We start from the raw sequence: 19758 nt of genomic DNA, 5'->3' as shown, positions 1-19758 counted from the left end.
AAAAAGATAAAGGTCAGGAGCTAAGATGCAGCCAAAAAAAGTGGACAGCTAGTAATGTCCACATTTCTTTTTTAGAATGACTGTCATTTGTGAGTTTCCTGAAGCTTCTGCACGAGATTAAAAATGCTTTTCAGCATCTTCTGCATGTTTGCTTTTTCCATATGGCATTGTGGAAAAGCGAATAATTAGAGAAAGGCAAAAGTCGTATGACGAGAACTAGAGGGGATATGTGTTTTATAATTATAATCGACTTTTGCCTTAACTCTCTTTGACATACAGAAATATAAACCTAACCATAGGGAAGGCGAAAATGCAGCTAAAGCATGCAATTCATAGACTACATTTCCATATAATCATTTACCTCAAGAATGATGACATTGGCACTTGATACCTTTTTTACATGGGATGCAAAAATATAGGGATCCTGTGAGATACGCTTGTAGGTGTTATAATGCATGGGTATTGCAATTCTCGGGCGCAACATACCAACTGCAAGAGCAGCAGCATAAGCATCCATTGTATATCGGCCTCCAATTGGGATTATTGCAACATCGGGTTTGTACACATCCCCTATCATCTGCATGTCCCTGAAGAGCCCCGTGTCACCGGCATGGTAAATACAGACATCTCCTGCATGAATGATAAAGCCTGCAGCCCTTCCACCATCAAAGGAATAACCAGACTCATCTATAGAAGAGGAATGGCAGGCATCGGTCATTGTAAGTGCAATATCCCCCAGTGTTATAGAGCCACCGATGTTCATTCCTTCTGTGAGGACACCCCTGGACCGGAGATACTGTGAAAGTTCATGGATACAGGCCACCCTGCACCCTGTTCGTCGTGCTATCCCGACAGTATCACCCAGATGATCGAAATGTCCGTGAGTGACTGCGATAAAATCTGGCTCCACTTCTGTGGAACGGACAGTTGCCGCAGGATTGCTGTCAAGGAAAGGATCTATCAGCAGCCTGTATTTTGAGCGCACCTCAAAACAGGAATGACCAAGCCATGTCAGTCTGACATTATTCATGAGCAGACTGTGGCTTTCATCCGACTAATAATTTGTCATGTCAGAATGGTTATATCCATGCAACAAAATACATAACCCAGCCTCTGGAAGCAACATGGAGATAGGCATAGTCATCCACGGCCCGGATATCATTGATTCGGGAATGGCATTGAAGGTAATAGAAATACTTAACGGGTTCGGAAAGACCACAGCAGTAATGGCGGGCACTATAGGTAAGACTGCCGTGCTGGATGCTCATCTCGAAGAGGTGATAGATATACAGGCATCTCTGAGGCCAAGCGCATGCATCGAGCAATTCTTCCTGACAAAAGATGTAGTCGTTCTCCTGAACCATGGTAAGACCATAGAGAACGGGCGCGTTTTTGCCAACCTGGTGGTAGCAAACCTTGTTAATAGCCATCTTAAACCACTTATCCATGTAGAGAGGCCTTCATGCGGGGATGGGGAAGTGATCCCTTGGAACGGGGTCGCAATAACCTTTGCCTCAAATCTTGCCAGCTCACTGGGACTCAGGTTATCGGCAGTCCCGGAGGTGATCACACCCATAATCATTGAGAATAACGGGCACCGGATAGTGAGGAAGGTGTTCGGGGTGCATCCCGGAGAGAACATACTCATCAATGGGGTAGTTGTCGCCTACGCACTCTCCAAGGATGTCAGTATTACCACAGAGAACGGGTTCATTACCGAGATAGCCGGAGCCAGAGTTAAGGAGCACGGTCTTGAGAAGCTTCACAGATACGAACAAAGGGAGACAATTGACATCACGCGGTGCTGGATAAAAAGCGGCCCTTTGCGAGGCAACAACTTCTCTGCGCGCCTGTACACGGAAAAAGCAGGTGTTCTCAAATCCAGCAATGTGGCCTTACCTGAGCTGGCAGGACCTCCGGACAGCATCAAAGCAGTCATCATTGACCATGAAGCAGAAAGGTCTTTTGAACTGGCAGCCGGTGCGCAGGTAGCTGTCACTATAGGAGATGACACTACAGAGATCGCCGGGGACATACTGTACAGGCTTGGCATACCTATCATAGGGATCACTGACGGGGATAGTGACGGCTTTGAGCACAGGAAACACATATTCCCAGGCTCTTTGGTGCTCAGGCTCCGGCCCGGATATGATGATATTGTGGGTAAAAAGATAAGAGCCGAGATATTTGGCGGCAACGGAAATGCGTATTTTAAATCTTTAACAGAGTTACAGAATAAAATTACATCTTTATCTAAAAACTGCCTGGATTTTACTCGAAATTATTAGTTTTTCAGGACTTTAAATATAACCATATATAACTTTAAATATAATAATTGCATACTATGTATTAGAGCTCCTAGTGAGCACAATTAAATAAGGGGTTATTATGAAAGAATATGAAGTAAAAATACTGGATGACACAGACTATAGATTCATTGACGCATTGAAAAGTCTGGGAATGTCTAGGAACGTCGCCACAACGCTTACTTATCTCTCCAATGTGCAGGAAGCATCCTCACAGGAAATAGAGATGAGCACCGGACTAAGACAACCGGAAGTAAGTGTTGCCATGAGGCAGATGCGCGAAAGAAGCTGGATCGATATCCACAACAAAAAAGCTATTGGAAAGGGCAGGCCTACAAAGATCTACAAACTTTCCGCTCCTGTTGAAGATATTATCAAGCATTATGAGCGCAAGATAATAGAAGACACACGAACAACGATGGATGCTATTACCAAACTCAAGGACATCACACGTAAAATGTGATGTGCGCCAGTTTACCGGTTAGTTTATCTATCGACAGGTGGAGTCCCCTTTCCTGACAGCTGCGGGCCGGCAGGCAGGGGATGAAAACCACATGTGTCATAGAACAAATATCTCAATTCTTTTTTCGAGAATCAAAACCTGCCCTTGAACAGGAGTTACAGTAAACTCGGCCATCTTTGATTTTAAAAATAATCCAGGAGCTGTTCATCCCTGTGATGCAATGCATATGATCTTTAAGCTGCCGGACAGAGCCATCCCGTCTACAGGAACGGCTTGTCCGTCTTTTAAAATGAGGACGGTCTCTTGATTGAGACCGAGTGTTTCAAGGATCTTTTCATAAGTGGTTCCTTGCGAAACCTCTAGTTCCGTATTGGAAATATCGCTATTTAACACCTCAATGTGCATTTGTATGTTCAATCTGTTATTTCACCACCTTCTTTTACAAGGTCGTTGAGGTTTTCCTGAAGCAGTTTTTCATCGAGTTCTTCGTGTTTCTTTTCACCCTTACGTTCATAACCTCTTTTCTGGAACTTTGACATACTAAAGCACCTCGATTAACATCTGTTGCTATAGGTTTTAATCTTTTCGGGCTCAGAACCACAAAAGGATGCACTTGCAAGAAAAACAGGAAGGGATTCGAAAATTGAGGCAATATTAGAGACTATAATGCATCTGAAAGATAAATCAGTACCATTATATTAATACATGATTATATCATTATTACACAATGAAATCCACTTAAAACTGCGGCCCAGGCAATATGAGCAAAAATGGATCGATCCGGGTATCAACTGATTTTCTGAAACTTATTGAAGGAAAGTGTTCACTTTTCTTCCATTATGAGGATTCGCAACATATTGAGCTGTTGGCAGACATGATCACCTCCCTTGAATTCGGTTCCGGATTGCCTGTCATCTGCATGCATTGGGGTAAATCGCCCGCATACACAAACCTTAATCTACAGGCAGACATTTTGCTCCTCCCAATTTCAAGGAACTTCACGAATACTTTGATCGGTCTGGGAAAACTGCTTGCTGATAAGCAGTTCATAATACTTATCCAGAATTTCGATGATATGGCGGCCGCAGTAGACAGGAAACCACTTTTCAGGTTCCTTGCGATACTCCTGAACAAATGCAGTGAAAAAAACTCAACTCTGCTGGTTGCTTCCGGTACAAGGCCTAAAGATACAGAATATGAGACCGACATAAACCGTCTTTTTGACAACATTTTCAGGATGGATGGTAACATGATGCACAAAATTGGGCGCAGCGGCCAGGCAGAGAACAGCTACAATCTCTTTGGCGAAGAACTGACCACACAAGTTGTAGATACTGATATGGAAAAAATAAGGGAGATATTCAGGCTGACACCTGAAGAGCAACAGGAGCTGGACGGGATTGCAAGCAAGAAGATAAAGGACTTTAATATAACCTGAGTATAAGCCCCATCTCAAACTGCTTACAGAGACATTCAGATCAGCTTATCTGCAATTTCTTTTAACTGCAGGCAGTAATCACAATCTGGCTCTTCTTCCATCACAAGTTTGCGCGACCAGGCACGCGCCACCGAATTATCATAACATATTGATCCCATGAGCCTGGTACCAAGCTTTTTGCTGAAATCCTTTACGACCTCATCGATCTCCTTGCGCTTATCATAGGGAGTCCTGTTAAAGAGCAGATATGCGCGGGTTCCCAGCTTATCCGCCATACTGGAAAGAAGATAAGTCCCCCTTATATCCTGAACATCGATTGTCGAGATAATGGTTGCCCTGTCAGCAATATTCATTGCAAGCAGACTGGACCTGTTAATGCCCGGACTGCAGTCAAAGAGGAAATGATCGATAGAAAGGTCCTTATGGATACTGTTTATAAGCCCAAGCATTTTATCCCTGGCTTCCCCGGGAGTATCGAACATTGTTATAATATCTTCCTCACATGCCTTTGATGGGACTATGTAAAGCTCGTTGTTGCCATACCTGTAGACCACATCAGATGGCCTGCATGTCCCCTGCAGGAAATCAACAAGTGTCAGCTCATACTTGATATTAAACAATGAGTGGATACCGGGGCCATTAACATCCGTGTCGATAATGCATACCCGCTCCCCGCGCATCGATAACAGGACAGCGAGATTTCCAACAAACGTTGTTTTACCCGTGCCCCCTTTATATGAATGAAAACTTAGCAGCACTTGTCTCACCCCAGCAACCGGTCAAGCTTGTCTTCTACTTCCTCGACTGCAGACCAGTGGCCACCCTTATCAGGCTCATCTTTTTTCTTCATCGAGTAGTATATCTTTTTGCCTTTCCTTTCCCTCACAAGCCATCCACCCCTGTAGAGCTCATTAAGGTATTTGTTCTCAATGGACCTGTGCCTGCCTGTAATAACACTGACCTCATCCGCAGTGCACGACTTAAGATCGGAGACAGCAAAAAGGGATTTCCGGATAGAATCGGGAACTGTGAGAAAAACAGCCATTTTGTCATCGATCTGTGGAGGGGAGCATGTTTCGATTTTCGACAGGCGCAACTCAAGGTACTGTAAACGCCTATTTATATTATTCAGGTACTCCAGAATATCGGGGTCATTGTGCAGGTCAGACATAATTATCAGCACGTGTTATTATCATAGTACTATGTGCGAAATTTAATAGATGTGATAATATATAAGTTTGACCAATTGGATATAAGAGAAACATCTGACAATTTGAAAAGAAGAAAAATTGCCTGCTCTCAGCAGACTTCATATTAGATAAATAGATAAATTCAGCATGAAAAACCGGAGAAAAAAATGAGAAACTCATCATTCATAAAAGGACTTGATGATATCCTGTGCGGAGGATTTATCTCACCTTCAACTGTCCTGATTGCAGGGACCGCCGGCTCAGGTAAGACCAATATCTGCCTTCAGTCATTGTTCAATGCTTCCGGGAGAGGGGAGAAATGTGCCTACATATCCCTGCTTTCAGGTTCAAGGAACAAGGTGATCTCGACCACCCGCCAGCTTGGTTTTTTCGATGACCAGGTGCTTACTTCCGGAATGCTTGCCATCCACTCCATCGGCACAGATATCATAGCCAAAGGAGATTTCTCCATATTCGAATATATTACTGATAATGTCCTGGACACTTCCCCGACCAGGGTTGTCATTGACACCATAACGATCCTGGAATCGATAGGCAGCACTTTTGAAGAGAGGGAGTTCAGGGGCTGTGAACTAAGAGCCTTCACGCAAAGCCTGTTCATGGAATTTGAGGAGAGAGGCATACTGCTCATGGTTACCGGAGAGATAAACCCGGAGTCCATTACTGTCAGTCACTGGTCATACATGGCAGACACCATCCTGTCCCTGGAAAGAAAGACAGCTGACAGCGGACTTGAAAGGCATTTGGAAGTGATCAAGATGCGCGGAAGCGACTTTATTCCAGGGAAGCATCCTTTTGTTATCGATCCGGAAGGAATCTATATGCTGAAAAAAGGAACCTGATTTTCGCCTTCAAGTGCAGAGATTTTCCAGAAGCGTGTCCATTTCCGTTGAGAGCTTCCTGTCCAGCAGATGTCTGGAACTGGCCAGGTAATGTTCAAATGCAAGTATGTCATCCTTGGGGATATGTTTGCCCATACTTGACCTGAACTTAAGGGCCTCATATGAATCGACAAGTTCAGGCATGACCATCCTTGGATAATTTCCTGCAAGCTGCCTCAGAAGGAGCCGGGCTTTAGGATACGGTAGCAGTAGGCAATCCCTGTAGCGTGGCAATACAATGCAGTCAGTGCCACATATGGAATCAAACATCAGCCTTTCCTTAAAGAAGCGGGCAGCATCATGATTGTCAGGTTTTGTTATCACATTTGATCTCAGGTTTTTAGCAGCGATTGCAAATAGCAATCTACCAATACCCATATTCCTGTGGGATGGATGAACCTCGATACTGCGGAGCAGGTGAACAGAGTGGCGGACAACATTCTTCTTTCCCCTGTGTATCTTTTCGATATTATCTGATACCTTTTCAAACCTGGCAAACCCAAGAAGCCGGTTGCAGGCATCAATGGAAACGAATAGTGCATGTCCTGAGGAAACAGATGTCTTCATCAGGAAATCATAAGGTATTCCGAAGTTATTATGGAAGTAATTGAAACCAGGTGTACCGGATTGGCCTACCTCGATCCGGAGACTGTCAATTACATCCTCCGATTCAAGCAGGCAGTAGGAGACATTGCCAGCCTTATGTAACAAGCACATATCATTAACAGACATTTTCGCATACCGCTCTTTTTACACGTTAGCCAGTTCCCTCAAAGTAAAATAGGTATACCTGCCCTTCTTGAAAGATATCAGCAACTGTGCCTGCTCCATATGACCCACAACAGATGAGAGTTCATCAAAACCTAAGCTGCACCTCAAGATCATCTGGTTCTCCAGTTGTTTCAGGGTCACAGGCCCGGACTCCCTGAGCTCTTCAAGGATCATCTGCTCAATATGCCCGGGGGAAAATTCATCTATAGATGTAATAGATGTATTGCAGGAACTCTGCTTTACAGACCTGATATGTTCAAGCTCCTCACGCACCTGTAAAATATCAGAATGGATAAGCTGCATCTTCTCTGCATCCTGTATTGACTGCAGCATCTGCTGTTGCATCTGTGCAAGATTACTGTTGACCTCATCCCGGAAAGAAGCAACAGCTTCAGAGATAACAAGCATCTCATCCCGGTTTGCTTTTAAGGCCATGCTCTCTTCAAATGATGTCATATCGGCTTGAGGAGCTTGTAAAGAACTCACAGCAGAAGTGTTATCCAAAGTGCGGATCTCCTCAAGGGTTTTGTTTAGTTTCCGGAGTGCCTTTGTATGAAGGTTTACCACTTTTGTAATGTTCTTCATCTGGGCCCTGATCTCTTCAATACCCTCTGCATGTGACCTTATATCTTCGAGCTGGTTGTTCTGGAGCTCGGCTATGAATTGCATATTCTCTGTCAGGTTTGTAAGTTCTTCAGTGATAACTGGCAACCTGGAAGATATCTTTTCAATTGACCTGTCATGGGAAACAACTTTTTGTACTGTATATTCCCTGCTTCCCGTCTCGACAAAGGACCTGAAGTCCTGTGAACTGTAATTGGGAACTGCCTGGGACAAGATCTTGAAAAGCTCAATATAGGTCGCATGTATCTGTTTTATTGAGACGAGTTTTGAAGATACTGCATCTGAGAGTCCCCTGACAAGGAATACCCCATTCTCAAACCTGAAAAAATCCACTCCTGCACTGAACTGGCGGACCTTATCTCTGGTATCCTCGACAATCTCTGATGATTCCCGGTCACCGAATATATTCAGCATGGCAGCATAAAGATCGTTCAGGGTTTTGGCATAGGTTATCTCAAGCACATCAGGCGGGACCTTTGCAGCGTCAAGCGTTTCAGCGCTGAGTGAGTCCTCTGACTTTACGATCCTTCTGAGGCGTTTTGAGAAGATATCGAAATCCCTTCTTAACTGCCTGAACTCGCCCTGAGGTGACATTTTGGACAATTCGGTGTGGATAGAAGAGATAGAAGTGTCACGCTCACTGAATCCCTCGCTAACCTTCACCTGAAGCTCCTCAAATTTCCTCTCAAAGAGTGCCAGTTTCTCTTCCATTTCCCGATATCTGGGATCAGCCACAAATGCAGCTTGAGTGCCAGATAAATTATCACTTTTTTCATCGTTTTCTGCAGAGCAACCCTTATCGCCAACCTTAACCTTAAGAAGCCCTGAAGATCCATTATCCGCACAGCTGGAAACTGAAGATGGCATCTGACTATCTTCTGCTTGTGCCTCAGCACATATCTCACTACCCATTCTGGCACCACCGCTTCATACAAACGACTCCAGTTTGCGCTTTATGTCAGGTATCCACTCTGCTTCACATATATCAGCAACATAATCCCCATGCAAAGGACGTATCTGGTCCCTGATGATCATCTCGACAAGCAAAGGCCAGAGGTCCTCTGTCATCCACTTGGGAGAAGAAGCGATCTCGTTGAAGGCCATTGCAAGTGCAGGCTCCACCTCGCCCCTGCCCATCACGCCAGTGATCTTTTTCTTGATGTCAGCGAGTATCTCCATGTTCTTTTTATACTCCGACGACTGGGTATACATCTCATTGAACACTATCTTGGCAAGTATACGCAGCTCTGAAGCTACCTCCTCCGAGTAGTTGGACAACTGGTCAGCTGTCATTGGGCGCTGCTCAAAGATGTGCTGTATGACCTCTCTTGCGACCTGTATCTTATGCATGTCATCGGAAAGGTCGGCCTTGCCCGCGAAAAGAGATATCAGGAGTGCGCCTCTTCCTACTGAGGAGAAGATGACAGTGCCAAAGTCATATTCTATCACCGACTGCTTAAGCCCCATGGCAAGCTGCTGACTTACATGCAGCAGGTTGTGACTTATGAGATTTGTCAGCTCAAATATCTTGGGACCTATACTGTCAGGGATATACGAAGCGTATATCCTGCCATCTGCACCTGCAAACAGCAGTACATCGGCATCGCTTGATTCATAAGTCCTTTTTAATTGTGAGACCAGGGCAAACTTAAGAAGAGATACATCCTCCAGGTCATCTTTTGTCTTTTTAACCGCCAAGCTTACCACTTCTGTACTTAATTACTGTAGCATCTCTTCCAGATCACGGAGATTATCTATCTCTATCAGACCTTCTTCTTCAGGCTCCGCAACAACGGATTCAAGCGGAACTTTTATTGAAAGCTCCTTCAGATCAAGCTGTATGTCAGAAGGCATGCTCTCCTCTTTCCTCCGGGCAATCTCGTCTTTGGTAAGTGCATCAGTAAGCCCCTGGGATTCGAAGAATATCTGCAGCGTTTCCTTGGGTGAGAAGGGATATGACCAGTTCTCCTTAACGTAGGCAAGACGCTCAAGTACGGTTTCGTTGGCACCAAGGTCTGCAGCTGTCCTTATGGCCTTGTTGAACAGATCATCATACTTACGCATGTCTTCGGCTGACACCAGCGGAGTGGTACGCACCACAACTCCGATACCCCGCACGAAAATATAGGGGTAGACTTCCTCACCATGCCTTGTAGCTCGCATTTTTATGATCTCCAAGGCCCTGTTGAAAGCACCGCCTATCGGGCGATAGGTAAGGTGGACTGCACCGTCGGACATGTATATGGGTATAAGCACATCCTCGCCTATGGTCTCACCCGGAGCTGCATGCTCCTCAGTTGTTATCAGGACCGGGCCCAGCTGTTTTAGAGTATAGAACAGCTTGGTTATCACCTCGCGCTGCTCCTGCTTGTCCTGGATGGCCCATGTAAGAGGCGTCAGTGGATCTATAACGACACGTGTCTTCACAGAGAAGTTCTTGTTCATCTCCACCAGTGCAGGCAGCTGCTCATCCACAAGCTTTACGAAATCCTTGCCCTTTGAATGGAAGAAGAATAGCTCTTTTTCATAATACTTATCCAGATTGAAACCAAGCATCTTGGCTTCACGCATAATCTGCTCAGGTGGCTCTTCCATGCTGATATAAAGGCCATTCTCACCATGTTCCAGCCCGTAATTGAGATACTGCATGGCAAAAGTGGATTTACCGGTACCACTTGATCCGACTACAAGCAAGGTGGTATTATCCCTTACACCGCCTTCAATGACCCTGTCAAGGCCTGCTATCCCGGTCGGGATTCTTCTCTCTCTGCTCATTCACATACCTCAAAGTCGATCGATTCAGGTTCAATTGCCTTCAATTCCCCCATTTCCACGGAAAGGATCAATGATTCATTACTATCGAAGGGGAAACTTTTCTCTACATATATAGCCTCGATCGAGGAACCCATCACCAGCATATGATCACTTATGTCAACCCAGCCTACATCACTCTTCTTAACAACCTTTTTCAGCAGTATATTGCTGGTTTTTGCATCCATACCTGCACATTCTCCTCTGTAATGTGATGATGGCGTAATAACGCGAACCATTTTACCGATGAAATCTGAAAGATAATCATCCATGGAATCTTTTATTGAACCGGACATTCTGTGACCTCTTCTAACCTTTTTTCATCTTAGCCATAAGTTCGGCAAAACTGTCTGCTTTTTTAGCTTCTTCCGGGATCTCTACGCTCCCTTGAGGTGCTGTCTGCCGGGCAGTCTGTGGTGGTACGGGAGCGCTGGCCTGTACCTTTTGCGTCATTGCACCGAAGGCCGATCCGAACGTGTTGTGAGTTGCGGCTATCGATGCAAGCTCTTCCTGCACTTTCCATGGAGGATCAAACATTTTCTCCGGTTTTTTCATGTTAGCTGCAAACTGCATGTAAGCGTTGCCGATCTCAGAAAGCCTTCCACTATCCAGTAATTTATATATTGTAAGGGCCCTGACCCTCTCCACAAGTTCATTTTCATCTACCTGCGGCCTGATACCTGAAAGGATCATCTTGTCATTTTCATCAAGCAGGACCTGATAGGCTGATATTGGCTGCAGGGCTATCTTGAACTTACAGACCTGATTGCCGTTCTTGATGCATTCGATCTCCTCAACCGAGCATTCCAGTTCAAGCTCCTCGGTAAAGAACCTGTAAAGAGCATCTGTGGTTGCAACACATACTTTCTGGTTATTCAGGGCGGGGTAACAGTTACATACCGGATTGTTAGGAACTGCAAAAACGTAATTCATCGGAGCATATGATATCAGCTGCATCGAACCCAGGCCGGATTCAGCAAAGAGCTTTAACTGGAAGTTATATAGCGCAGTTGACTTAATAGCATCGATTGTGAAAGACTTCAGGAACTTCCGCGTCTCCTTCCAGGGAACTTTTGCCAGGGGGAATCTCTCGCTGATGTTCTGCTGTATCTTGAGCAGCGCACCAAAAGCACCCATAGATTGCGCAAAGCTACCTTCGTTCATCGAAGGCATTCCACCAGGCGAAGCGGTCATGAAAGGGGGCAGTCCGGGAGGAACATCACTCATAGCGCCACCTCCGCGGCAGGAAAGTCCTAAAACGGCACATCTTACATCATCTCCATAATCTGTTTCTTGCCTTCTTCTGTCAGGGTGCCGGAGTTGTCACACAACTTCTGATCCCTGAGGCTCTTGAAACTGTCAGACAGGGTCTGGCTGTCAGCTCCGGTGAAGAATGCAAGTTTTTGCAGGTCGTTTACACCCGTGTACAACATGTACAATAACTTTTTATCAATATCAGAAAGAGACTGCTTCTTTGTAGGAGTGCCGCATATTGGCTGAAGATAGGTCTTCAAAGTATTGATAACAGCCTCGTTACCCGCCAGCAGGGCAACTGCCGGCGAGGTTGCACCCTGGATGACACTGGATGCCTGTACATAATCTATTATGAGTACGTGGGATGTACCTATGGACCTTTGAGCCTTCATTTTTATAGAGTCAGTGACTTCCCTGCCAATCATAGTGATATTCTGTAGAGGTATCGTTGACCAACCCCCACCTTCAGAGAACCACAGATTAAGGTTGGTCAGGTAAAGGACACCTTTTTCCCAGTTGTCTGAGTACAGGGAGTTGCCCATCATCACAGCCTTGAAAATATATGTCAGATCTACTTTTGCTATACCCTGCTCTTGAGCCATGAGTCTACACCTGATATTTAATCGTTCATAGTAATATATTAAGATAATTATAATTAAACTATGTATGCACTACGCCTATTAATAATCTTCTATTTAGAAAATAATATAAAATTGGGTAGGGGCAAACAGACTCAATGGGGAATGATATAAAGGATTTTTAGATCAGGCATTCTTTTTCAACGGAAGGAAATAGCGCTCTTTTTTGCAGGACGCACATATAAAAGCAGTTCCGGGCTTTTTACCATCCTGGCGGATTTTAACTGCCATATTCTCACCGCACTCACACGACGAGAGCATTTTTTGGTTCCCGATGAATCCTTCCCTTACATCTTCTGTTATGGATGAAAATGGATCGCTCTGCAGGGCTTCCTCGACAGCATCACGTTTTTCAGGTTCTGCACTGCTTTTGATTTCATTTTGGGGTTGATCAGCACCCTTTCGCCTGTTCACGACGTAACTGTTTGCAGAAACAGGTATCTGGGACTCTTTATGGGCAGAAGGTGTTTCCTTGGGGAACATTTTCATTTTACAGGCCGTCGTCCTGTCATGAACCATGCCCATATTGTCAAGGGGCAGGCTAAGCTTAGTACCCTCATCCAGCACCAAATAACCCGGATGATCTGCCAGGTCGACGGGGTAGTTCTTTAGAGGAAGACTGAAATTCAATGAACTGAAGAACTTTTTAGCATCCGTGTTCACGGGTTTTGTGATCATATGACCTGGAAGTATCCTGGAGATAAGGATGAAAAGGGCGCGCCCAAGGCCCTTGCGGGAAAGGAGAGGAGATATCTCGATCGCACGGAGTACAAATACGGGCCTCCCGTCACCTGAAGGCTTGCTCCAGCTCTCATTCATTGACCAGCCTACGATATGATTATCCTGCACTGCCACAATAAGATACACTGTCGGCCTTTTAAGCCAGCTTTTGAAGTTTGCCATGTAGTCCGACATGCCCAGGTGCTTTTTGAAGTACGTGAAATCCCCCATTCCCAGCTTATCAAGCTCAAATGGATGTTCAAGGACATAGAAACGTATTCCATCAGCATTTTTTGCAATTTCGATCATATAGCCACACTCATCTTACCTGACAGGAGACAGGTTTATCCAGGTCCCAGTAGGGACTCAATATTAACTTCAATCGTGACAGTTTTTCCTGAAATTCCTTTCTCGTGTTCACATGCCGGGATGCGAGCAGGTCTATCTGATCGATCTCATCTTTAATGGTCCTTCTACCCATAAGCCCTTCAAGGACAATTGCTGCCAGCAAACCGATGTCCTCATGATAACCCCCCTCCAGCAGACAAACAACTTTCCACCGACTGGCAAGAAAATCGATAATGCTATAATAACCATCGATAGTTAGGTCCAGTTGTGAAAGGGACTCTTTATGGTAAGCATCAAATCCACATTCTAAAATGACAATTTCAGGGTCAAACTTTATCATTACTTTTTCTATGACATCCTCAAAAAGTATGCCATACTCTTTGTTACCGGACCTGAGAGGCATTTCCATGTTAATAGAAAAACCAAGAGCCGGACGGATACCTATATCTTTTATGAAGCCTGTATGCGGATAAATTTTTGAAGGGTCCTGATGGATGGATATGCATAGCACATCCGGGTCGGCTGAAAATATGCCGTATGTGCCATCGGAAGCATGAGCGTCTATATTCAGTATTGCCACCCTTTTGATCCTGAAGATGTCCCTCAGGAAATGAACCAGTATAGCCGAATTGTTAAAAACGCAAAATCCGCCGGAAGTGTTTTTTCCGGCATGATGTCCCGGAGGACGCACTAAGGCAAAAGAATGATCACATGCACCATTTGCCACTACTTCGCCTGCACGCAGCACAGCGCCTACTGACTGGAGAAGAACATCAAAGGAGCCTTCACACAGGTAAGTGTCCTTTCCCAGATTCTTCCGGGATTGCTGGATACTTGCTGTTACACTGGCAACGTATTCTTCCGTGTGCACCCTCAGTATGTCTTCAATCGTGGCAGGTTCAGATCTGAATAAATAGCACCGCCCGTCATCCAGGTACCTTTTCTCAGACAGGTAGTTAAGTATCCGGTCCAGCCGGGAGGGATTTTCAGGGCTGGGATATCCGTTAAGCAGAGGATCATGCATATGGTGATTCTCATTGCAAGTAAGGCCGACGCGAACTATACTAACACCTCATGAAGCATCGGAATTACTTTTTTCACTTCTGACACCTTGCTCATGGTCTCTGCGAATATTTGCTTCTGCTGATTCTGCCTGAAACTTGAGACTTCAAGTGTATCATGCACAGGATTAGGCTTCCCTTCAAGAGCGTTTAACACGCTGTGGCATAGCTGCCCGTTAAAATCATGATATCCCCCTTCCATCAGGAGCACAAAATTACCATTATGCACAGACCTGACTTTGGAGGTCATTCCATGGAAACCTTCTGATGTCAGGTTCAACCCGACATTCTTCTCCTTATAGTATGCATCAAATCCGCATGAACATACTATAAATCCCGGTGAGAAGCTTTCAATAAGAGGTAACACGACTTCGTCAAAGGCAAACATATATTCCGCATCCCCTGAACCCGGTGGCATCTCAACATTAACAGAATAGCCTTTGCCAGCCTGGACTCCGGCTTCCTTTGTGAAACCTCGCCGGGGATAGAATCCGTGGGGATCACGGTGCAGGGATACTGTAAGCACTGTCGGGTCGTCGTAGAATATCTCCATGGTGCCATCCCCTGCATGTGCATCCCAGTCAAGGATCATTATTTTCTCTATACCCTTTACTTCCTGCAGGTACCTGGCAAGAATAGCTGCATTGTTGAAAAGACAGAAACCACCATACCTGTTTTTGCCTGCATGGTGCCCGGGAGGTCTTGTCATGACAAAAGAAAAGGAGTACTTGCCACCGGCCACCAGTTCACCGGCTTTTATTGCAGCTCCTGCTGCCAGCTTTGCTACATCATAGGTATGGGGAGTGATATATGTGCTATCACCAAGGAAACCGCCACCGTTTAAGGCATAGTTGCTTACAAAGCGTATGTAGGACTCATCATGGACCCGCAGGAGATCCTTCTCTTTCGCCATCGTGAAATCATCTACCAGGCTGTACTGGCTGCTTTGGAATATGTTGCTTTTCTCGAGATACCACATTGCTTTTGTTATCCTGTCAGGAACTTCAAATGTCTTGACAGATAGCACAGAAGGATTATGTGCAGTGTGCTTCCCATTATAAAGAAAAGCTATCCTGTCCGAAGAAATTGTCCTCACTGCTGCATCAGCCAAATTGACAGGAACATCCCCTTTAGCATGTTTCTTTTTATTAAAGAGGTTTTTCTGTTTTCCTTCCACTACAGATTTTATATTTAAATGGGACTCCTGCACTGTTGCCACATTTGTTGAACGGACGAGCTGATCTGCTGGTCGGATGGTCTTATCCGCTGAGGCAGGCAAAAAGCTCACACTGGCATTAGCAATTTCTGCCGGACTAACACCAATATCTACGTTTTTCCCGGAAGGCACGGGGCCAACTGACTTTTTGACAGGCTTTTCCATAACTGGGTCGAGAACTGTTGCAACTACCTGCTTTGGAACAGCCTTCAATGCTTCAGATACGATCTTTGAATAGATCAGATCATCTTCATCACTGACAGATACAGGATCATTTTTCTCAATAGCAACTTCAACTGATTGGAATTCAACTTCCCTGAAAGCATCAGAAAAAAGAGCGTTTTTTGCAATGACGGCAGGCATCCCTTCAGTTGCTGATGCATCATCAGGAATATTCCCAGTGATATTTAGAGAAGACTGCTTCACTTCCTCCTGAGTACCGGAGGGATTATCGGGAGTATTATCAGAGGTATTATGAGGAGTATTATGAGGAGTATCACGGGCGATATCTTCTTTTATCTCTTCCAGCAGCTTTGCAACTTCATGAGAGGCAACAGAGAGACCGGTGTCTTGAAGCGGATCGTTAAAGTATGAAGACATTACGTCATTGAGCATTTTCCTGACATCGATATGCTCATTATCCTGCTTACCGGTCTTTTCTTTTTGAGTTTCAGACACATCATCACCTCAAAAGCAGGGTTATTGGACCTGGATCCATACAGGATCAAGCACACCCATGTACCTGTTGCCCATATATTCAAAGACCACGGTAGGTTCTTCAACAGCTACCCAGCCTGCAATCTTTGGCTTCATGACCCATGTCCTCTTTGCTGTCTCACCCGGAGCTATATTGTCAAAGAAAAGGTTTGCACTCTCAACATCAACGGTGTTCCCAAACTTCGCTTTGATTGCAAGATCCACATATGGTTGCTGTGCAAAGTTCTTCACCCATACATCAACGGTCGTCTTATTGCCAACAATGCCCTGCTGGGCAGGCACCAGTCGGATATACTGGGCAAGGGTCTCTTTGGGAAGTACTGTAGCATTGGATGTATCCACGTTCCGGTTCTGGCCTTTCACCTTATTCTTGTCTTTCTTATTCAGGTAAACACCCGAACCCAGCATCATGGCCGATGCTACGAATATTATTGCGGAATTATCAGCTATATCATCAATGACCGTTCTTTTAACTTCTATATTCAGTGCTGTCGCTTCACCCATTTCAAGAGGCAGGAAAGATACACGGGTGATTATCCAGCCGACCTCGGAATTCTGAAGTCTGAAATAGATAGGAATGGAAAATGAATTTTTTTCTTTTCCTGAAATGTCCAGGCTCGCAATAAGACACTCAACTTCAACAAGCGCAAGGGAATCGGATATCTCCATAGAAGTTATACTTGTCTCCTTGATACCTCCTGCCTGAATGTCCTTGTTCTTGAATATCATCGTGATGCTTGCAGGTGCAAGAAAATCCTTGCCGTTATACATGTCAAAAGCCAAGCCCGTGTCATCATTATTGACAGCGTTCAAAAAACCCACAACGATAGATTCGACTGACTCCTCAGGGGATTGGCCAATGCAACCACTATGGAAAATAGCGGATGCAAGTACAAGGATCAAAATGATATTAGATGACCTGTGTTTCATGTGAGCACCAGATAGATCGATAAAAGATTATGGGAGTGTTTTTATTAAATATTATTTATTTTTATTCTTCTTAATTATATATAACGCTATTGATGCGAGTATGATCTCAATTACTACAAGGAGAGGGAGAAAGAAGCTATTCTTATAGAATGGTTCTTTCTGAAAGGTTACATGAGCTGCATATTCGAACGCAGGCTTGTCCTCTATCACAAAGGACCGTATGCCACTGATACCCTCCAGCACTGCACGCCCATCCTGAGCTGATCGGGATGCTTCATCAAGTCCGTCATAAGAGATCACTTCCATGCCTTTGGGAAGAACGAATTTCATGTTGTCAATAAGAGGGTGACCGAGTACCCATATACTATGCTCTCCTGCAGAGAGAACAGAGCTCATACTGTATTGTATTGTTGTTGTCACGCTCAATGTGGAATTATCAACCGGTCCCTGTGCATTTTCGAACTGGATATCGATAGAATCTATTGACAGTTGAAGGGCACCATCATCAACCAGAATATATTCAAGGAACTGTGCCCCGCCATTTGACAGGTAGCGTTCCCTGAAATCCTCGATTTCTAAGGTGTCAAGGATGCCATCATCATCTGTGTCGAGGTCTTCCCTGAAAGCCAGGGCATCCGCATCGGTATATATTTCATTCACCGTGAATGTAATAGAACTCTCAAGCAGTTCAATGTGGTTTGTAAACGAAGCTCCTGCTGAAGCATTTGGAACCAGGCAGCAGCAAAATATGATCAGGAGTAAACAGGTAATGTTTTTGCTCATATCATCCCTCTAAAAAGATAAGGACAGCCCGGCTCACGGATAGAGCTGGACTGCTTCCCTTGTACCATAGGACGACGGAGTTAAAAAGGTAGCCATCGTCGTTGCGCCCGATTCAGGCGTCAGTACTATCGTAACTGTTGTTCGCGGCCCAATGTCAAGATTGGAATCCTTCTGACCGCCGGCGGTGGATACATCACCAATGGTCGTATACGAAAGATCACTACCTGAGACCGTGGACACATATATAATTGCAAGGTCTCCGGTGTTCATGATAGGATTTCCCTGGGTGAACGACGTATCATCGTCCCGGATCTTCTGCGCTGTAAAGAAATACCTTGCATTATGACCAGGAGTGGTCTGAGTATCCTTCAGTAGAGCTGCCAGATTAGCAGTTGCAGCATTGGCATCCGAGGAGAAATTGCTCATCCTGTAACCATGAGTCTTGGCATTGTTCCCATAGAGCAGATCGTTGGTGTTAGACCCATCGGAGATCGTAACTATCAGCTGGTTAAGATCCACCGGGGCACTCCCCACATTCAGGCCTACCCTTATCTTCAGGAGAGAGACATTTCCCGCCATATCAGTAGCATTGTTCTTTGCACGGACACCCTCTATATTCTTGACGACCAGGTTAGATGAAACTTCCTGGGTTGCCTGCTTACCAGTAGACTGGGCCTGCTGCTGAAGAATGCCGGATGTCTGGATCAGCACAGAAGCAGCGACCGCAGCAATAAGCACCATGGCAATGAAGATAATAAGTGTACCAATACCAACCTGAGCTTTATTATCAGCGAATATTCCGGTCTTATTATTTGCCTTCATGAAAACCATCTCCGGAAAAAAGGATGATGCGTAGTGTATCTACACACCATTAGCCATATCACGGATACAGCTGTACATTTTCCTTAACGCCGTATGATGAGGGCGTTACAAACTCAGCAACTGTGGCTGCACCCGATTCAGGTGTCAGTACAATGTTCACAAGAGTTCTCGGAACAAGGGTCAGGTTTGAGGATACAAGTGTTCCCGTAGTCGATCCTATGGCATCGTAGGTAGCTACTGATGATGTAGTTGAAATGTATACAACAATAAGGTCACCTGTGTTCATCACGGGGTTACCCTGCGAGAAGGAAGAATCTTCATCGCGTATTCTATCGACGGTATAGAATTGAGTAGGGTTGGTGCCCTGAGTTAACAATGCTTCCAAATTCTGTGCAGAGGTATTACTTCCTAAAAAACCAGTCATCGTACCATATGATTTAGTGTTGCCTCCATAGACAAGATTATGTGCAATCGTACCATCGGTTATCGATACAACTACCTGGTTCACGTCAACTGGAGAACTTCCTACATTGAGGGCTACTGAAAGTTTGAGCAGGTCAATAGTAGTTGACAGACTTCCGCTGGTTTTTGCACGTACTCCCTCTATGTTCTTGACCATCAGGTTGGATGATACTTCCTGGGTCGACTGCTTACCGGTGGACTGGGCTTTCTGCTGCAGTATACCGGATGTCTGGATCAGCACGGCTGCCGCGACAGCCGCGACGAGTACCATGGCGATGAATATGATAAGAGTACCAATACCC

General features: G+C 45.1%; 23 protein-coding genes. 4 read left to right on the top strand and 19 right to left on the bottom strand.

Going from position 1 to position 19758, the window contains the following annotated elements:
- Nucleotides 1–337 precede the first annotated feature (337 nt).
- A complete protein-coding gene (locus Q8J68_RS00435) occupies nt 338–1030 on the bottom strand; it encodes a metal-dependent hydrolase (RefSeq protein WP_305309602.1) in 693 nt (230 codons plus the stop codon).
- Between the two features lie 94 nt (nt 1031–1124).
- On the opposite strand from Q8J68_RS00435, the gene Q8J68_RS00430 reads away from it, so the two are divergent.
- Together Q8J68_RS00430 and Q8J68_RS00425 are read left to right on the top strand one after the other, a co-directional pair.
- Entirely contained in the window at nt 1125–2288 is a 1164-nt protein-coding gene (locus Q8J68_RS00430; protein WP_305309601.1) for a DUF2117 family protein, read from the top strand.
- 100 nt (nt 2289–2388) lie between these two features.
- On the top strand, nt 2389–2769 hold the full coding sequence (locus tag Q8J68_RS00425) for a transcriptional regulator protein (protein WP_305309600.1): 381 nt from the start codon (nt 2389–2391) through the stop codon (nt 2767–2769).
- Nucleotides 2770–2973: 204 nt separating this feature from the next.
- Here Q8J68_RS00425 and Q8J68_RS00420 read toward each other — a convergent pair whose 3' ends face one another.
- Together Q8J68_RS00420 and Q8J68_RS00415 are read right to left on the bottom strand one after the other, a co-directional pair.
- A complete protein-coding gene (locus Q8J68_RS00420; RefSeq protein ID WP_048146697.1) occupies nt 2974–3186 on the bottom strand; it encodes a hypothetical protein in 213 nt (70 codons plus the stop codon).
- Complete coding sequence (locus tag Q8J68_RS00415) at nt 3183–3308, bottom strand: hypothetical protein (protein ID WP_015052396.1); 126 nt, start codon at nt 3306–3308, stop codon at nt 3183–3185. The genes Q8J68_RS00420 and Q8J68_RS00415 overlap by 4 nt, the downstream gene beginning before the upstream one ends.
- Before the next feature lie 221 nt (nt 3309–3529).
- Between Q8J68_RS00415 and Q8J68_RS00410 the strand changes: the two genes are divergently transcribed.
- The gene (locus Q8J68_RS00410) at nt 3530–4207 is read left to right on the top strand and encodes a hypothetical protein (RefSeq protein ID WP_305309599.1); all 678 of its coding nucleotides are present in this window, start codon (nt 3530–3532) and stop codon (nt 4205–4207) included.
- A 35-nt stretch (nt 4208–4242) separates the two neighbouring features.
- Here Q8J68_RS00410 and Q8J68_RS00405 read toward each other — a convergent pair whose 3' ends face one another.
- Nucleotides 4243–4965: a MinD/ParA family protein gene (locus Q8J68_RS00405; protein WP_305309598.1), complete on the bottom strand. Its 723-nt coding sequence runs from the start codon at nt 4963–4965 to the stop codon at nt 4243–4245.
- A 5-nt stretch (nt 4966–4970) separates the two neighbouring features.
- Nucleotides 4971–5378, bottom strand: coding sequence for a hypothetical protein (locus Q8J68_RS00400; RefSeq protein WP_015052400.1), 408 nt, complete (start codon nt 5376–5378; stop codon nt 4971–4973).
- Between the two features lie 186 nt (nt 5379–5564).
- On the opposite strand from Q8J68_RS00400, the gene Q8J68_RS00395 reads away from it, so the two are divergent.
- Complete coding sequence (locus Q8J68_RS00395) at nt 5565–6260, top strand: ATPase domain-containing protein (RefSeq protein WP_305309597.1); 696 nt, start codon at nt 5565–5567, stop codon at nt 6258–6260.
- A gap of 9 nt (nt 6261–6269) precedes the next feature.
- Here Q8J68_RS00395 and Q8J68_RS00390 read toward each other — a convergent pair whose 3' ends face one another.
- The 14 genes from Q8J68_RS00390 to Q8J68_RS00325 all read right to left on the bottom strand — a co-directional run.
- Nucleotides 6270–7031: a GNAT family N-acetyltransferase gene (locus Q8J68_RS00390; protein ID WP_305309596.1), complete on the bottom strand. Its 762-nt coding sequence runs from the start codon at nt 7029–7031 to the stop codon at nt 6270–6272.
- A gap of 18 nt (nt 7032–7049) precedes the next feature.
- Complete coding sequence (locus tag Q8J68_RS00385) at nt 7050–8606, bottom strand: hypothetical protein (protein ID WP_305309595.1); 1557 nt, start codon at nt 8604–8606, stop codon at nt 7050–7052.
- Between the two features lie 15 nt (nt 8607–8621).
- Nucleotides 8622–9401, bottom strand: a complete 780-nt coding sequence (locus Q8J68_RS00380; RefSeq protein ID WP_305309594.1) for a hypothetical protein — start codon at nt 9399–9401, stop codon at nt 8622–8624.
- 12 nt (nt 9402–9413) lie between these two features.
- Nucleotides 9414–10469, bottom strand: a complete 1056-nt coding sequence (locus Q8J68_RS00375; protein ID WP_305309593.1) for an ATPase domain-containing protein — start codon at nt 10467–10469, stop codon at nt 9414–9416.
- Nucleotides 10466–10801, bottom strand: a complete 336-nt coding sequence (locus Q8J68_RS00370; RefSeq protein ID WP_305309592.1) for a hypothetical protein — start codon at nt 10799–10801, stop codon at nt 10466–10468. Before Q8J68_RS00370 ends, Q8J68_RS00375 begins: the two co-directional genes overlap by 4 nt.
- 13 nt (nt 10802–10814) lie before the next feature.
- Complete coding sequence (locus tag Q8J68_RS00365; protein ID WP_305309591.1) at nt 10815–11732, bottom strand: hypothetical protein; 918 nt, start codon at nt 11730–11732, stop codon at nt 10815–10817.
- Nucleotides 11733–11773: 41 nt separating this feature from the next.
- Nucleotides 11774–12361 carry a hypothetical protein gene (locus Q8J68_RS00360; protein WP_015052408.1) on the bottom strand — a complete coding sequence of 196 codons (588 nt, stop codon included), beginning with the start codon at nt 12359–12361 and terminating at the stop codon, nt 11774–11776.
- Nucleotides 12362–12523: 162 nt separating this feature from the next.
- A complete protein-coding gene (locus tag Q8J68_RS00355) occupies nt 12524–13426 on the bottom strand; it encodes a hypothetical protein (protein ID WP_305309590.1) in 903 nt (300 codons plus the stop codon).
- A gap of 10 nt (nt 13427–13436) precedes the next feature.
- Nucleotides 13437–14489, bottom strand: coding sequence for a histone deacetylase (locus Q8J68_RS00350; protein WP_305309589.1), 1053 nt, complete (start codon nt 14487–14489; stop codon nt 13437–13439).
- A gap of 35 nt (nt 14490–14524) precedes the next feature.
- Complete coding sequence (locus Q8J68_RS00345) at nt 14525–16420, bottom strand: histone deacetylase (protein WP_305309588.1); 1896 nt, start codon at nt 16418–16420, stop codon at nt 14525–14527.
- A gap of 21 nt (nt 16421–16441) precedes the next feature.
- Nucleotides 16442–17389: a hypothetical protein gene (locus Q8J68_RS00340; protein ID WP_305309587.1), complete on the bottom strand. Its 948-nt coding sequence runs from the start codon at nt 17387–17389 to the stop codon at nt 16442–16444.
- Nucleotides 17390–17440: 51 nt separating this feature from the next.
- Nucleotides 17441–18172, bottom strand: coding sequence for a hypothetical protein (locus Q8J68_RS00335; protein WP_305309586.1), 732 nt, complete (start codon nt 18170–18172; stop codon nt 17441–17443).
- Between the two features lie 33 nt (nt 18173–18205).
- Entirely contained in the window at nt 18206–18994 is a 789-nt protein-coding gene (locus Q8J68_RS00330) for an archaellin/type IV pilin N-terminal domain-containing protein (RefSeq protein ID WP_305309585.1), read from the bottom strand.
- Nucleotides 18995–19052: 58 nt separating this feature from the next.
- Nucleotides 19053–19758, bottom strand: a 706-nt coding sequence (locus Q8J68_RS00325) for an archaellin/type IV pilin N-terminal domain-containing protein (RefSeq protein WP_305309584.1), incomplete at its 5' end; no start/stop codon positions are given.

The sequence above is a fragment of the Methanolobus sp. genome, from assembly GCF_030682845.1.
In the GTDB taxonomy this organism is placed as follows: domain Archaea; phylum Halobacteriota; class Methanosarcinia; order Methanosarcinales; family Methanosarcinaceae; genus Methanolobus.
This window is presented reverse-complemented; position numbering and strand designations above follow the sequence as displayed.